16 protein-coding genes are annotated in these 14,282 nt (G+C 66.6%); 2 read left to right on the top strand and 14 right to left on the bottom strand.

Annotated features, from left to right (window positions below; genetic code table 11):
• Nucleotides 1-132: 132 nt before the first annotated feature.
• From DM373_RS05905 to DM373_RS05870, 8 genes are all read right to left on the bottom strand, one after another.
• Complete coding sequence (locus tag DM373_RS05905; RefSeq protein WP_110992697.1) at nt 133-1,143, bottom strand: YeiH family protein; 1,011 nt, start codon at nt 1,141-1,143, stop codon at nt 133-135.
• Complete coding sequence (locus DM373_RS05900) at nt 1,140-1,466, bottom strand: Rieske (2Fe-2S) protein (protein ID WP_110992696.1); 327 nt, start codon at nt 1,464-1,466, stop codon at nt 1,140-1,142. The genes DM373_RS05905 and DM373_RS05900 overlap by 4 nt, the downstream gene beginning before the upstream one ends.
• Entirely contained in the window at nt 1,463-2,116 is a 654-nt protein-coding gene (locus tag DM373_RS05895) for a DsbA family oxidoreductase (protein WP_110992695.1), read from the bottom strand. The genes DM373_RS05900 and DM373_RS05895 overlap by 4 nt, the downstream gene beginning before the upstream one ends.
• Nucleotides 2,113-3,402: an MFS transporter gene (locus DM373_RS05890; RefSeq protein ID WP_110992694.1), complete on the bottom strand. Its 1,290-nt coding sequence runs from the start codon at nt 3,400-3,402 to the stop codon at nt 2,113-2,115. Before DM373_RS05890 ends, DM373_RS05895 begins: the two co-directional genes overlap by 4 nt.
• A gap of 148 nt (nt 3,403-3,550) precedes the next feature.
• Entirely contained in the window at nt 3,551-4,603 is a 1,053-nt protein-coding gene (locus tag DM373_RS05885) for a beta-keto acid cleavage family enzyme (protein ID WP_110992693.1), read from the bottom strand.
• A gap of 44 nt (nt 4,604-4,647) precedes the next feature.
• Nucleotides 4,648-5,496 (bottom strand): TauD/TfdA dioxygenase family protein, encoded by an 849-nt coding sequence (locus DM373_RS05880; RefSeq protein ID WP_110992692.1) that lies wholly within the window; start codon nt 5,494-5,496, stop codon nt 4,648-4,650.
• 13 nt (nt 5,497-5,509) lie between these two features.
• Nucleotides 5,510-6,490: a quinone oxidoreductase family protein gene (locus tag DM373_RS05875; protein ID WP_110992691.1), complete on the bottom strand. Its 981-nt coding sequence runs from the start codon at nt 6,488-6,490 to the stop codon at nt 5,510-5,512.
• Nucleotides 6,491-6,616: 126 nt separating this feature from the next.
• Nucleotides 6,617-7,450 (bottom strand): DNA-binding protein, encoded by an 834-nt coding sequence (locus DM373_RS05870; protein ID WP_110992690.1) that lies wholly within the window; start codon nt 7,448-7,450, stop codon nt 6,617-6,619.
• 177 nt (nt 7,451-7,627) lie between these two features.
• On the opposite strand from DM373_RS05870, the gene DM373_RS05865 reads away from it, so the two are divergent.
• Nucleotides 7,628-8,458 carry an alpha/beta fold hydrolase gene (locus tag DM373_RS05865; RefSeq protein WP_110992689.1) on the top strand — a complete coding sequence of 277 codons (831 nt, stop codon included), beginning with the start codon at nt 7,628-7,630 and terminating at the stop codon, nt 8,456-8,458.
• Between the two features lie 13 nt (nt 8,459-8,471).
• Here DM373_RS05865 and DM373_RS05860 read toward each other — a convergent pair whose 3' ends face one another.
• Nucleotides 8,472-9,350, bottom strand: a complete 879-nt coding sequence (locus tag DM373_RS05860; protein WP_110992688.1) for a LysR family transcriptional regulator — start codon at nt 9,348-9,350, stop codon at nt 8,472-8,474.
• Entirely contained in the window at nt 9,337-9,465 is a 129-nt protein-coding gene (locus DM373_RS29420; RefSeq protein WP_262987479.1) for a hypothetical protein, read from the bottom strand. The genes DM373_RS05860 and DM373_RS29420 overlap by 14 nt, the downstream gene beginning before the upstream one ends.
• A 22-nt stretch (nt 9,466-9,487) precedes the next feature.
• Here DM373_RS29420 and DM373_RS05855 point away from each other — a divergent pair, with 22 nt between their 5' ends.
• A complete protein-coding gene (locus DM373_RS05855; RefSeq protein WP_110992687.1) occupies nt 9,488-10,480 on the top strand; it encodes an NAD(P)H-quinone oxidoreductase in 993 nt (330 codons plus the stop codon).
• A 37-nt stretch (nt 10,481-10,517) separates the two neighbouring features.
• Here the strand turns inward: DM373_RS05855 and hchA are convergent, their stop codons facing one another.
• The 4 genes from hchA to DM373_RS05835 all read right to left on the bottom strand — a co-directional run bounded on the left by hchA (nt 10,518) and on the right by DM373_RS05835 (nt 14,281).
• Nucleotides 10,518-11,363 (bottom strand): glyoxalase III HchA, encoded by an 846-nt coding sequence (gene hchA, locus DM373_RS05850; protein WP_110992686.1) that lies wholly within the window; start codon nt 11,361-11,363, stop codon nt 10,518-10,520.
• 173 nt (nt 11,364-11,536) lie between these two features.
• On the bottom strand, nt 11,537-12,100 hold the full coding sequence (locus DM373_RS05845) for a nucleotidyltransferase family protein (RefSeq protein ID WP_110992685.1): 564 nt from the start codon (nt 12,098-12,100) through the stop codon (nt 11,537-11,539).
• The gene (locus DM373_RS05840) at nt 12,097-13,068 is read right to left on the bottom strand and encodes an XdhC family protein (protein ID WP_110992684.1); all 972 of its coding nucleotides are present in this window, start codon (nt 13,066-13,068) and stop codon (nt 12,097-12,099) included. The genes DM373_RS05845 and DM373_RS05840 overlap by 4 nt, the downstream gene beginning before the upstream one ends.
• Before the next feature lies 1 nt (nt 13,069).
• Nucleotides 13,070-14,281, bottom strand: coding sequence for a cytochrome c (locus tag DM373_RS05835; protein ID WP_110992683.1), 1,212 nt, complete (start codon nt 14,279-14,281; stop codon nt 13,070-13,072).
• Nucleotide 14,282 lies beyond the last annotated feature (1 nt).

Here is a 14,282-nt window from a genome sequence, read left to right as displayed (position 1 = left end):
CCCCCGATTGCACAGTACCTGTGGGAGCGGGTTTACCCGCGAAGACGACACCTCGGTGCCTGGCACGGGCTACGCCCGTGTTCGCGGGGCAAGCCCGCTCCCACAGGGATCGCGCCAGCTGTAGGAGCGGCCTCACAACCCCCAGCGCATCAACCCCAGTACCAGCAGTACCAGGAACGCCGTCTCCCCCATCATCAACAGGATCGGCTTGAGCCCTACGCTGGCCAGGGCCTTGAGCTGGGTCTTCATGCCCAGCGCACTGATCGCCACCACCAGGCACCCGCGCGACAGCTCGTTGACCCCGCCCTGCACCGCAGGCGCCACCCAGCCGGTACTGTTGAGACACGCCAGCAACACGAAGCCAACGGCGAACCAGGGCAACAGCGGCGGCCGTTGGCCTGCGTCGCCAAGGCCCTGGCGGCGGGTGATCATCGCCGCGCAGACGATCACCGGCAGTAGCATGGCCACGCGCATCAGCTTGACCACGGTGGCGATATCGCCGGTCTCGGTGGACAGGCTGTAGCCGGCGCCCACCACCTGGGCCACGTCGTGGATGGTGGCACCGAGGAAGACCCCGGCCTGCCCCGGCGACAGCTGCAGCCACTGGGCGAGCATCGGGTAGCTGATCATCGCCAGGGTCGACAACGCCGACACGCCGATCACGGTGAACAGCGTGGCGTGCTCCTTGTGCTTGTGCGCCGGCAACGCCGCCGCCAGGGCCAGGGCCGCCGAGGCGCCGCAGATGGCCGTGGCGCCGCCGGTAAGCAGGCCGAACAGCCGCGAAAAGCCCAGCGCCCGCGCCGCCAGCACCGACACCAGGATGGTCACCACCACCAAGGTCACCACCAGCACCACCGGCTTCCAGCCCAGGCTGGCGATCTGGCCCAGGGTGATGCGCATGCCGAGCAATGCCACGCCCAGGCGCAGCACCGTGCGCGCGGTGAATTCGATACCGGCCTTGCAGCGCCCGTCGCTGGCCAGGAAGTTCAGGGCCATGCCCAGCAACAGGGCAAACAGCATCACGGGGGCCTGGTAGTGCTCGCTGAGAAAACTCGCCGCGCCAGCGACGATCAGGCTGACCAGGATGCCCGGGGCCAGTTCACGGGTACGGTGGTTGACGCTGCTGATGACGGCGACGGTCATTGGCCTGCTTCCTCTTGGCTGAACACGATGTACACCTGCCCTTCGTGATATTCGACCGGGTAGCGGGCGACCTTGAGCGCGGTGGATTGCAGCAGGTAACCGCTGGCCAGGTCGAAGCGCAGGCCGTGGGCACAGCACTGGATAACCCGCCCCTCCAGGCGCCCGGCGCACAGCGAGGCGCCCTGGTGCGGGCAACTGTCGTCGATGGCGTAGAAGGTGCCGTCGACATTGAACAGCGCCAGGCTTTTGCCCGCGCATTCGACCAGGACGCGGCCGCCCTGCTCCGGCAGCTTGCCGGCAGGCACCGGATAACGCCCGTTCATGCGGGTACCGCCTGTGCCAGTGCGACCTTCATCGCCGCGTAAAGCACCTCGGCGGGTTGCGCACCGCTGACCGGTCGTTGCCGGTTGATCACAAAGCTCGGCACCACGCTGCCGACGCGCGACTCATCGGCGCACAATGCGGCGCCGTCATCGCGCAGGCAGTCCGCCACCAGCGCTTGCGGCACCCCACACGCCTGGGCGATCTCGAGCAAGGTGGAGCGATCGCCCAGATCGCGACCCTCCTGGAAATAGGCCTGGAACAGGCGCAGGCGCAAGACCTCGGCTGGCCCGGCACCTGCGACGAGCTGCACCCGCTGCAGCAGGCGATGGGCATTGGCGGTGTTGGGCATGCGCCGAATGCGCGTGAAATCCAGCGGCTCACCAACGGCCAGCGCCGCCTCGATGACGTGGGCCTGGCGTTGGCGTACCGCCTCGTCGCTGCCCAGGCGCTGGCGATAGAAGGTGTCGAAAGGCACGCCCTCGGCCGGTAACCCCGGCAACAACTGCACGCCCTGCCAGCGTACCGTCACGCTCACCGCGGGGCGCTCCCTGGCAAGGCGTTCAAGGGCGCGCTGCAACTGGCGCTGGCCGATCAGGCACCAGGGGCAGATAAAGTCAAAGGTCACATCAATACACAACCGAGGGTTCACGACGTCGACTCCTGGGCCCGCTGCAAGCGGGCCATGTCTGTGTGGTAGTGGCGCTTGCCGATGACGAACACCAGCGCTGCGCCGAGGCTGATCAGCGGCACCAGCTGCAAGGCGCCGTGCAGGCCGATCAGGTCGGACAGCCGGCCAGTGAGCAACGGCCCGGTGGCCAGGCCCAGCAGGTTGTTGGCCAGGGTCAGGGTGGCGAAGGCCGTGCCGTGCACCGAGGCATGGGTCAGGTTGGCGACCATGGCGCTGGACGGGCCGCTGGTGCCGGCGGCGACCATCATCCCCAGGCCGATCAAAACCAGTTGGGCAGTGCCGGTCGGCATGGCGAATGCCAGTGACAGCAGCAGGCAACTGCCCAGGCAGTAGCCGATCGCCAGGCTGATCTTGCGGTCCTGGCGCCGGCGCCCGAGGCGGTCGCACAGCATGGCGCAGAGGATCATGCCGACGCCGCTGCACAGCACGATGACCGCGCTGACCACACCGGCCTGGTCGGTACCCATGGCGTAGTAGCGGGTCAGGTAGCTGGGCATCCAGACGATCACCGTGCCGCCGACGAACAGTTGCAGACCGCTGCCGACATAGGCGGCGATCACCGAACGGCTGCCATACAGGCTGTGCAGTGCGCGCACGGGCTTGGCGGTGGGGCCGCTGGCCGCTGGCGTGACCCGGGCCTCCTTGACGATCAGCGGGTACAGCAGCGCCAGCAACAGCCCGAACAGCGCCATGCCGGCGAACGCCCAGCGCCAGCCGAGGTGCTCGGCCAGCACGCCGCCCAGGGCCATGCCCAGCACCGAGCCGAACATGCCACCGGCCATGAACGCACCGGCCAGGGTAGCGCGCATCTCGCGCGGGAACACCGCCACCACCACGGCGATACCGACACTGCCGTAGGCCGCCTCGCCGACCCCAACCAGAAAGCGTGCGACGAACATCTGCGGGTAGTCCTGTGCCAGCGCGCAGCCCAGGGTGGCCAGGCTCCAGAGCACGGCCATCAGCACCAGGCTGCGCACCCGGCCGAAACGGTCGGCCAACAGCGACAGCGGAAAGGTCAGCAGGCCGACCATCAGCGCGACGATGCCGCTGAGCAGGCCGAGCTGGCTGTCGCTCAGGGCCCATTCGGCCTTGAGCAGGGGGAATACGGCGTTGAGCACCTGGCGCGACATGTAGTCGGAAATCAGCAGGCCGAAGGTCAGGGCGAAAACGATCCAGGCGTAACGCCGGGGGATGCTCAGCGAGGGGTCGATGCCTGAGTCTGTGGTACTGGCGAGATAGGTGGCCATGCTGCCTCCTGGGGGTGTTGTTCTTGTTTTGAGAAAACGCCAATAGGGTTGCTGCTGGTACCGGCCTCATTGCCGGCATGCCTGCGCCCACAGGGTACAGTCCTGCACTTGTGGGAGCCGGCTTGCCGGCGATGAGGCCAGTCGCCATTCAGGCGCGTTGCGGCACGCCTTTGTGCCCCGGCTGACGGTTGGGCGCCATACCGTTGGCCTTGAGGGTGTCCTCGATGCTGGTGTACTGCTCGCCGATCCGGTAGATGGCCCGGGCCTGTTTGCCGGTGGCGATCTCACGGCCCAGCTCATGGGCCACGCGCACGGTCTGCTGGATCTGCTGTACCGAGGTGAAGCGCTTGCCGTGCTGGTCGATGATGGTGTCTTCGTTGCCGCAGCGTGGGTGCAGGCCCATGGCCAGGGCCATGGTGTTGAACGGCAGGACGTTCTTGAGCAGCGATTCGGCGGTCAGGGTGCAGCCGTCCGGCGCGCGGTGGATGAAGTTGAAGAAGTTGAACGGGTTGGGGCCGTCAAAGCCGCCGCCGATGCCGATCCAGGTCAGGTTCAAAGGGCCCATGTAATCGCCGCGGCGCACGATACGCTCGAGTGTTTCCAGGGCATGCATGCCGGTCAGCTGGAAGTGCGGCTGGATCTGGCTGGCCTGCAGCCGGCGCAGGTGCTCGCGCACCCAGGCGGGCCCGGCCGGCACGGTCATTTCGCTGTAGGCGGCCTGGATGCCCGGGTTGGCCAGCGAGGTGCCTTCCAGGTACTCCGGGTACAGCAGCTCCATGATGTTCATCTGGGTGGTGTTGATGGCCACCGTGACCTGGTCCGGGCGTGGGGTCAGCTCGGCGAGCATGTGCCGGGTGTCGTCGGACAGCCACTTGGCGGCCTCGCCCTCGCCTTCGGGGGCGAACGAAATCGAGCCGCCGACCTGGATGATCATCTCCGGCACCGCTTCGCGCACGCCGGCGATCAGCTCGTTGAACTTGCTCAGGCGCTTGGAGCCTTTGCCGTCCAGCTCACGCACGTGCAGGTGCAGCACAGTGGCACCCGCCTCGTAGCAGTCCACGGCCTTCTGCACCTGCTCGTCCATGGTCAGCGGAATGTCTTCGGGGAAATCCTCGGGCATCCATTCCGGGCCATAGGGGGCCACGGTGATTACCACCTTTTCCATGTTTTCCGGGTGCAACGAATCGTCGAAGAATTGCATGTGCGGTCCTCAGTGTTTTTATTGTGTTCGGCTGCTGCAGGGGCTCAGAAGGTCGGCTCGCCCTTGATCGCGGCGCGTTCCATCTTGCGGTGGCACGCCGGGTAGTCCATCACCGCGTAATGCTGGGTGCTGCGGTTGTCCCAGATGGCGATGCTGCCCGCCGACCAACGCCAGCGAACCTGATACTCGGGCAGGTAGGCCTGGCTGATCAGGTAGCGCAACAGCTCGCCGGCGCCGGGGTTGGCGTCCTGGCCGAAGCGCACCCGTTGCGGGGTGTGGTAGTTGCTGAAGTGGGTGGTGAAGGCGTTGACGAACAGCACCTGCTCGCCGGTTTCCGGATGGATGCGCACCACCGGATGCTCGGCGTCGGGGTACTGGGCCTTGAGCGCCAGGCGCTTGTCCAGCGGCATGGCCGCGCCGAAGCTGGCTTCGATGCTGTGGCGTGCGCGCAGGCCCTCGATCCTGGCTTTTACGTCTGCCGGCAATTGCTGGTAGGCCAGCACCATGTTTGCCCACATGGTGTCGCCCCCCACCGGCGGGCATTCCACGCAGCGCAGCACGCACCCCATGGGCGGTGCTTCGCGCCAGGTGGCGTCGGTGTGCCAGGCGTTCTCGTAGCGGTCCAGCGGCTGGTCGGGGCGTTTGTAGATCTGCACCAGGCCTGGGTGGTCCGGGTCGCTGCCGGCCACCGGGTGGTCCTCCAGGTCGCCGAAGCGACGGGCGAAGGCCACGTGTTCGCTGCGGCTGATGGCCTGGTTGCGCAGGAACAGCACCCGATGGCGCAGCAGCAGTTCGCGCAACTGCGCGAACAGCCCGTCGTCGTGGATCGCATCGGCCAGCTGGACGCCGCTGACTTCGGCGCCGAGGGCGCAGGTCAGTTGTTCGATGTGCATGCTGCGGCCCTCTTCAGATGACGAAGATCGACGAACCGGTGGTCCTGCGTGCTTCCAGGTCGCGGTGGGCCTGGACGGCATCCTGCAGGGCATAGTGCTGGTTGATCTCGATGCGGATGCGGCCGCTGGCGACATGCGCGAACAGCTCGTCGGCCAGTTCGGCTTTCTCCGCCGGGTCGGCAATGAAATCGGCCAGGGCCGGGCGCGTCAGCTGCAGCGAGCCCTTCATGGCCAGCAACTGCGGGTCGAAGGGTGGGATGGTGCCGGAGGCGGTGCCCACGCAAACCATCAGGCCACGGCGCTTGAGCGAATCGAGAGACGCGTTGAAGGTGGTCTTGCCGACACTGTCGAACACCACGTTCACCCCTGCCCCGTCGGTCAGCTCACGCACGCGCAGGGCCACGTCCTCGACGCTGTAGTCGATGGTGTGGTTGCAGCCATGGGCGCGGGCAAGTTCCGCCTTGGCCGCGGTGGACACCGTGCCGATCACGTTCAGCCCCAACAGCTGCGCCCATTGCGAGACGATCATGCCGACGCCGCCGGCGGCCGCGTGCAGCAACACCGTGTCACCGGGCTTGAAGGCATACAGCCTGCGCATCAGGTAGGCCGAGGTGAGGCCGCGCATGGTCATCGCCGCCGCGGTTTCGAAGGCAATGGTTTCCGGTAGCTTGATCAACGCATCGGCAGCGATGAGCCGTTCGGTGCTGTAGGCGCCCAAGGTGTTGAGAAAGCCGGTGTAGGTCACCCGGTCGCCTTCGGCCACCTGGGTCACGCCCTCGCCCACTGCCTGCACCACGCCCGCCGCTTCAACACCGATGCCGTTGGGCAGCGCGATCGGGTAGGTGCCGTTGCGAAAATAGGTGTCGGCGTAGTTCAGGCCCACCGCCACATGGCGCAGGCGCACCTGGCCAGGGCCGGGATCGCCGACCTCGGCGTCCTCGAAGCGCAATACTTCGGGGCCACCGGTTTGATGAAAACGTACGACTTTGGCCATGCCTGTCACTCCAATCAAAGGGCTGGACGCATTGCGTCAGGGTTGACTGGACTGTATGCCGTGGCCAAAGCGGTCGCTTCACATCCGGCGACAGGCACTTTTCATTTGATGACAGGCTGGGCCGGTTCAGGTCCCCGGGCGTGCCAGTTCGGCGCGCAGCTGGGCCAGTTGCTGGTCGCGCTCGTTGCATTGGCGGCGCAGCTCTTCACTGGCACCCTGGGCCTGGGCGAGGATCGCGCGCAAGCCCTGCACCTGGGCATCGCGTTGCTCCAGCTGGCCGTCGAGCAGTGTGCATTGCGCAACCGCCTGGCGCTGCTCGGCAAGCAGGCGTTCGTTGTCGCGGTGCAGGCGGGTCAGCTCTTCCTGACGGGCGATGCCACCTTGCTGCAGGGTCTGCAACTGGCCCTGCAGCTGCCGCACCTGGGTGTCGACTCGCCGCTGCTGGTCTTCAAGCGAGCGGATTTGCGCGTCCTTGTCGGCCAGGCGCAACTGCAGCTCACCGTGTGCTTGATCAAGGCTGGCGCTGCGCAACAGTTCCGCCTGCAGGCTGGCCTGGGTGGCGGCCAGTTTTTCCGACGCAGCCTGCAACGCGCTGGCCTGAACCTGGTGCTGCTGATGGGCAGCGGCCAATGCGCGCTGGCTCAGTTGCAGTTGCAGCTGTAACTGTGCGCACTGTTCGTTGTGCTGCGCCTCGGCCGCGTCAATGCGCGCCTGCCCTTCTTTTTGCAGTTGCGCCGTCAGTTGCGTGACCAGCCGCTTCAGCGGCTCGCTCAAGCCAGTGCTGTCAGCCAGCCCGGCGTGCTGCTGCTCAAGGGACTTGAGGTGCCGGTGAATGGTGGTTTTAGAGCCGGTATTGCCGAGTTCGATACGTATTGCGTCGATGGTGGGATGTTCGCCCCTGGCGATCAGCGATTGCTGAGCCTGCTGAACTTGCGCTGCGCTGATGCCGGCCCGGGCCATGCTGCCTCCGATGTTTCGTAGCGTGGTACGTATTACGTAATTGGCGTGAATTCTGCACCCGCGCAGGGTTCATTACAAGACGGAAGGTCATGGGCAAACGCCGATTGCTCCTACAGTTGTTCGACGGCCTGACAACTCAGGCTGCCTGCGCAGGCTCATCACAGAGGAGAAGCGATCATGGGCTTCGTCACGACGAAAGATGGCGTGGAAATCTTCTACAAAGACTGGGGGCCACGGGACGCCAAGGCCATTCACTTCCACCACGGCTGGCCGCTCAGCGCCGACGACTGGGATGCCCAGCTGCTCTATTTCCTGGCACGCGGCTACCGGGTGATTGCCCATGACCGCCGAGGCCACGGCCGCTCGAGCCAGGTGTGGGATGGCCACGACATGGATCACTACGCCGACGACGTGGCCGCCGTGGTCAACCACCTGGGCAGCCAGGGCGCCGTGCATGTCGGGCATTCCACCGGCGGTGGCGAAGTGGTCCGCTACCTCACCCGCCATCCGCAGGACAAGGTGCCCAAGGCCGTGCTGATCAGCGCCGTGCCACCGCTGATGGTGCAGACCGAGAGCAACCCCGGTGGCCTGCCGAAATCGGTGTTCGATGGTTTCCAGGCCCAGGTCGCGGCCAATCGCGCGCAGTTCTTCCACGACGTGCCCGCCGGGCCGTTCTACGGCTACAACCGGCCCGGGGCGAAAGCGGACGAAGGGGTGGTCCTGAACTGGTGGCGCCAGGGCATGATGGGCAGCGCCAAGGCGCACCACGATGGCATCGTCGCCTTCTCCCAGACCGACTTCAGCGAAGACCTCAAGCGCATCGACATCCCGGTCCTGGTGATGCACGGCGATGACGACCAGATCGTGCCTTACGAAAATGCCGGAGTGCGCTCGGCCGAGTTGCTGCGCAACGGCACGCTCAAGCTCTACAAGGGCTACCCCCACGGCATGCCGACCACTCATGCCGAGACCATCAACGCCGATCTGCTGGCGTTCGTGCGCAGCTGAACAGGTGCCTTCGTCAACCAGCCGATGGCATGGCGAAGGCACGCACCAGCGCCTCGATCACCACCCGCACCCGCGCGGTATGGCGCAAGTCCTGATGGGTGACCAACCACACCTCATAGGGCTTGCGTCGCGCACGGGCCGGCCACAGCCGGCGCAGGCCGTCGCGCTCGCCGAGCTCGATGGGGATTTCACCGATGCCCAGGCCGCTGGCGATTGCCCGGCGCAACATCAGGTTCGAGCCGACCGCCAACGCCACCCTCGCCTCACCTATCGGCTCATCCACCAAGGTCGGTGACGGGTTGCCGCGCCAATACGGCTCGTAGACCACCAGTTCATGCCCGGTGAAACCCTCGCCCTCGCGCGGCTCGCCACGGCGCTGCACATAGCTGTCGCTGGCGAACAGGCCCAGCGACCAGCTGGCCAGTTTGCGCAGGACCAGGTCCGGGTTGTCGGGGCGCAGGTTGCGGATGGCGATATCGGTCTCGCGCTGGGACAGGTTGACCAGCGCCGAGCCGCTGGCAAGGATCACCCGGATCTGCGGATGGCTCTGCTGCAATTGCGCCAGTGCCGGCAAGACAAAGTCGCAGGCCAGCGAATCGGTGGTCGATATCCGTACCTCCCCGGCCAACTCGTTGTCGGTGCCCTGCAGCCGTGCGGCCAATTCCAGCGCCGCGCGCTCCATCTGCTGCGCCAGTTCCGCCGCCAGCTCGCCGCTGGCGGTCAACTGGTAACCCGCGGGCGTACGCAGGAACAAGGTCGAGCCCAGGTCGGCCTCCAGCGCCGCCACCCGCCGCCCCACCGTGGCCTGATCGACCCGCAGCACCCGCGCCGCCCGGCGCAAGGTGCGTTCGCGGCTCAGTGCCAGCAGCATGCGTGCGTCATCCCAATTCATCAGCGCGTTCCTCGAAGAAAATCTGCAACGGTGCGCCGCAAAAACGCCGCGCGACCGCCGGGTGGTTGTTACCTACCCTGTGCGGCACGTTGTTCAGAATGACAGAGGTCACCATGCGTCACATCCTTCCCCGCCACATGACTGCCATCGAGATCACCCAGCCCGGCGGCCCGCAGGTCCTGCAGCCGACCACCCGCGACACGCCCCGGCCCGGCCCCCGCGAAGTGCTGATCGAGGTCCACGCCGCCGGCGTCAACGGCCCTGACCTGCTGCAACGCAAGGGCCTGTACGACCCGCCCGCCGGTGCCTCGGACATCCCCGGCCTGGAAATCGCAGGCAAGGTGGTGGCACTGGGCGAACAAGTCAGTCACTTCGCCCTTGGCGATGCCGTGCTCGCCCTGGTAACCGGTGGCGGCTATGCCGAGTACGCAGTGGCCGATGAGCGCACCACCGCGCACCTGCCCCAGGGGTTGAGCATGATCGAAGCGGCGGCGCTGCCGGAAACCTTCATGACCGTGTGGGTCAACCTGTTCCAGCGCGGCGGTTTCAAGGCCGGCGACAGCATCCTGATCCACGGCGGCGCCTCGGGCATCGGCACCACCGCCACACAACTGGCCAGGGCCTTTGGCGCAACGCAGATCTTCACCACGGTCAAGGATGCCGCGCAGCAGGCCGCCAGCCTTGAACTGGGCGCCGACGTGGCCATCGACTACACCCGTGAAGACTTCGTCGAGCAGGTGATGCTGCACACCGAGGGCAAGGGCGTGGATGTGATCGTCGATATCATTGCCGGCGACTACGTGGCGCGCAACTTTCAGGCCGCCGCCATGGACGGGCGCATCGTGCAGATCGGCGTGATCAAGGGGCCGGCCAGCGAGGTGAACCTGTTCCCCATGCTGACCAAGCGCCTGACCCATATCGGCTCGACCCTGCGCGCGCGCAGTGCCGACGACAAGGCGGCGATCCTCGCCGAGCTGCAGGCGCAGGTCTGGCACCACGTGCACAGTGGCGCGGTCAAGCCGCTGATCCATGCCACCCTGCCGCTGGCGGCGGCCAGCCAGGCCCACGCATTGATGGAGTCGGGCCGGCATATCGGCAAGGTGGTGTTGAGCGTGGCGCACGAGGGCTGAGCCGCCCAGGGCGCCACTGTATTGGCACGCGTGCCGATCACCCGCCGTTGGCGGCCTTGAGCAGCGCCGCGGCGGCCAGCTTGCCCAGCGCATTGCCCGCCAGTGGGCTGTCGCCGGTGAGCAGCTTGCGGTCCTGGTGAACGGCGCCGGAAATGCCGTCGTTGATGATTTCGACGCCACAGGCCTTGAGCCGTTCGCCGAACTTCCAGGTCAGGTGGCCAGGCATGTAGCCGATGTCCGGGGTCTTGGCATCCAGGTCATCGGGGAAGGCGCACATCTTGTAGCCCTTGTAGAGGTGCCCGGCGGCCAGCAACGCGGCCGGGCCGTGGCACAGGCTGATGACGAACTTGTCGTTATCGGCGGCCCATTGCAGCACCTGCCCGACTTCCTTGCTGTGCGGCAGGCCGATCAGCGCGCCATGGCCACCGGGGATGAAGACACCGATGTAGTCGGCCAGCGAGCCTTCGAGCACCTCGGCCAGCTTGCGTGGCTGCTTGAACGCCTTGCGGTAGCGCTCGAACAGGCCCAGCACCTCTTGGTCTTCACCGGGCATGGCCCAGTATTCGAACTTGACCGGGTTGCCCGACAGGGTCGCCACGTCGAAGGCGAAGCCGGCCTTGTCCAGGTGGTACATGGGCAGCAGGGTTTCCACCGGGTGGTTGCCGGTGGAGAACAGCGTGCCGTTGTCGGTGAGCAGGTAGCGCTCATCGGCGCCGATCAGCAGGATTTTCCAGCGCCCGCCTTTATAGGGGGCCGGGTAGTCGGCGCCGCTGAGGTCGGACTTGCTCGAGGTGAACTGGCTGAGGGAATACGGCGAGGGGAAGAAGGCGTTGTCTTCGGCCGGGTCTGGTTGTGGGCGTTTGTCGTCAGGTGAGGTAGTCATTGCTGTGCTCCTGTGCCTGGGGTGGGTTACTGGATCCCTGCTAGGAGGCCACCGCAAAGGTGGCGTCGGTGAACGATGCTGCTTAACAGCCATCGCGGGACAAGCCCGCTCCCACGCCACGCACCGTGGGAGCGGGCTTGCCCCGCGATGGGTCTTGAACGACCCGAAGCAGTCTAGTCGAGCGCGGCAGGTGTATCGACGTCGCGCAACACCCCACTGTCGTCCACGCCCAACACCCTCACGCGATCACGGTGCCGTTGCAGCACCGAGCGCGCCCCTTCATCACCGCACAACTCGGCCAGCTCATGCCAATAATCGCGGCCGAACAGCACCGGATGGCCGTTCTGGCCCTGGTAGCGCGGCACCACGATAGCTGCCGGATCCGCCGCCTCGACCAGGCGACAGTAGGTTTGCGGCAAGATCCAGGGCATGTCCCCCAGCACGATGGCCACCGCCTGGGCATCGCAGTCACTCAACGAGGCAGCACCGGCCGCCAGGCTGTGCCCCATGCCCAACCCCGCATCGGGGCTAGGGACGATGCAACAAGCGTCAGGCAACCCCAGCAGGTCGGCACTCTCACCGTCGCGCAGCACCACCCGAACCTCGTCGAACACCGCCAGGGCCCGCTCGACGCTGTGCTGCAACAAGCTGCGGCCATCACCGAGCACGGCGCGGCGTTTGTCTGCGCCGAAGCGCGAGCCCTGCCCCGCCGCCAGTACCAGCGCGACGACCGTCACAGTGCCTCGCGGCCAATGCCGCTGCGGGTACGCAGGATATCGGCGAGCACCGCCAGGGCGATTTCCGCCGGGGTCTTGCTGCCCAGGTTGAGGCCGATGGGCGCGTGGATGCGGGCCATCTCGGCATCGCCGAGCCCGCCGATGCGGCGCAGGCGTTCACGGCGTTTTTCCGAGGTGGCGCGTGAACCCATCACGCCTATATAGAAAGCTTCGGTCTGTACGGCTTCGAGCATGGCCAGGTCGTCGATCTTCGGGTCGTGGGTGAGCGCCACCACCGCCGTGTCACGGTGGCAGCCACCGTTGGCGATGAACAGCGAAGGCAGTTCCCGGCGGATTTCTATCCCGTCGAGCACCACGTTGTCCATCACCTCGTCACGCGGATCACACAGCACCACTTCAAAGCCCAGGCCCTTGCCGAACTCGGCGCAGAAGTGCGCGACGCTCGAGTACCCCGCCAGCAGCAGGCGCTGGGCGGCGCCAACGCGAAGGCGCACGCTGGCTTCGCTCTGTTCCACCCGCGGCCCTTGGCTTTGATCGTCGTGCAGTTGGCGCGTACCGGTGCGCAGGTTCACCTCGCGCAACAACCGGCGCCGACCCAGCAGCGCCGACTCCAGTTGCGCCAGGTGAGCCTGGGTGTCGCAATCCCCCGGCAGGTGCTCGACCAGCACATCGAGGATGCCGCCACAGGGCAGGCGGATGTTCGACCGCGTGTCGCTGCCGTCGCCATAGCGCACAACGGCAACGGCATCGACGAATTCACCGGCGGCGACGCGCTCGAGGAAGTCCTCCTCGACGCAACCGCCGGACAGCGACCCCACCCAGTGCCCGCCCTCGCTCACGGCCAGCAGCGAGCCCGGCGCACGAGGCGCCGAGCCATAGGTGCAGAGCACGGTGCACAGCCATACGCGCAAGCCGTCACGCGACCACTGCGCCGCCTGTTGCACCACCTGCAGGTCGAGATGCTGCACGTCAGTCCGCCTTCAGCTGGGCCAGCTGTTGGGTGGTCAGGTCGCCCGGCAAACCGCCCCAGGCTTCACGCAGGTAGTTGACCATGTCGGTCAGCTGCTGGTCGTCGAGCTTGTCGGCGAAGCCCGGCATCGGCTGCATGCGCTCGAAGCCGGTGAACTGCTGTTCGCGGATACCGTCGACGATGGCCTTGACCAGGTTGCGCGAGTCGGCCTGGCGCAACACGGTGTTGCCCTGCATGGCCACGGCGATGTGCGGCTTGCCCTCGCCATCGACGCCGTGACAGCCGGCGCAGACGTTGAGGTACTGCTGGCGCCCGCGCTTGGCGCTTTCGCCCAGGGTTTCATGGGCCACCGCCTGCACCACTTTGGCCGCTGGCGGCTGGTCGCCCAGCAGGTAGGTGGCCATGGCCGACAGGTCGCTGTCTTCCAGGTGCTGGGTGCTGTGGTGCACCACCGGGTACATCTCGTTGAACATGCTGCCCTGGGCGCTCATGCCGTGCTTGAGGAAGGTGGCGAGGTCAGCCTGGTTCCAGCCGCGCTCGGCCAGGTCCTTGGCCAGCAGGCTCGGCGCCAGGTAGCCCAGCAGCAGGCCGCCGGTCAGGCGCTTGTCCTGCTGCAGCGCGCCGATCGGGTTGCGCGGGGTATGGCATTCGCCGCAGTGGCCGAGCACCTCGACCATGTACTGGCCGCGTTTCCAGGCTTCGCTGTTGCCCTTGCCCTCTTCCAGCTGCACGCTTTTGCCATAGAGCATGTTCCAGCCCATCAGGCCGGTGCGCACGTTGAACGGGAAGCTCAGGCTGGTTTCCGGCGCCGGGCGATTGATCGGTGCCACGGTCATCAGGTAAGCGTGGATGGCGTCCGAGTCCTCACGCTTGACCAGGTGGTACGAGGTGTAGGGCATGGCCGGGTACAAGTTGGCGCCATCCTTGCGCTTGCCCTCGGTCAGCGCGGCGAAGAATTCGTCGGTGCTGTAGTTGCCGATGCCGTACTGCTTGTCCGGGGTGATGTTGGTGCCGTAGATGGTACCGAACGGCGAATGGATCGGCAGGCCGCCGGCATAGGGCGCGCCGCCTTCGGCCGTGTGGCAGGCCATGCAGTCGGCCGCGCGGGCGAGGTATTCGCCGCGCTTGACCAGTTGCTCGTCCGCCGCCTGCGCGCCGCACGCCAGCACCAGGCCGACAGCCAGGGCCAGGCCATTGAAAACACGGGTCATG

It is taken from the genome of Pseudomonas sichuanensis, assembly GCF_003231305.1.
Taxonomy (GTDB): domain Bacteria; phylum Pseudomonadota; class Gammaproteobacteria; order Pseudomonadales; family Pseudomonadaceae; genus Aquipseudomonas; species Aquipseudomonas sichuanensis.
Note: the sequence above shows the minus strand (reverse complement) of the source record. Positions and strands in the feature narration are given on the sequence as shown.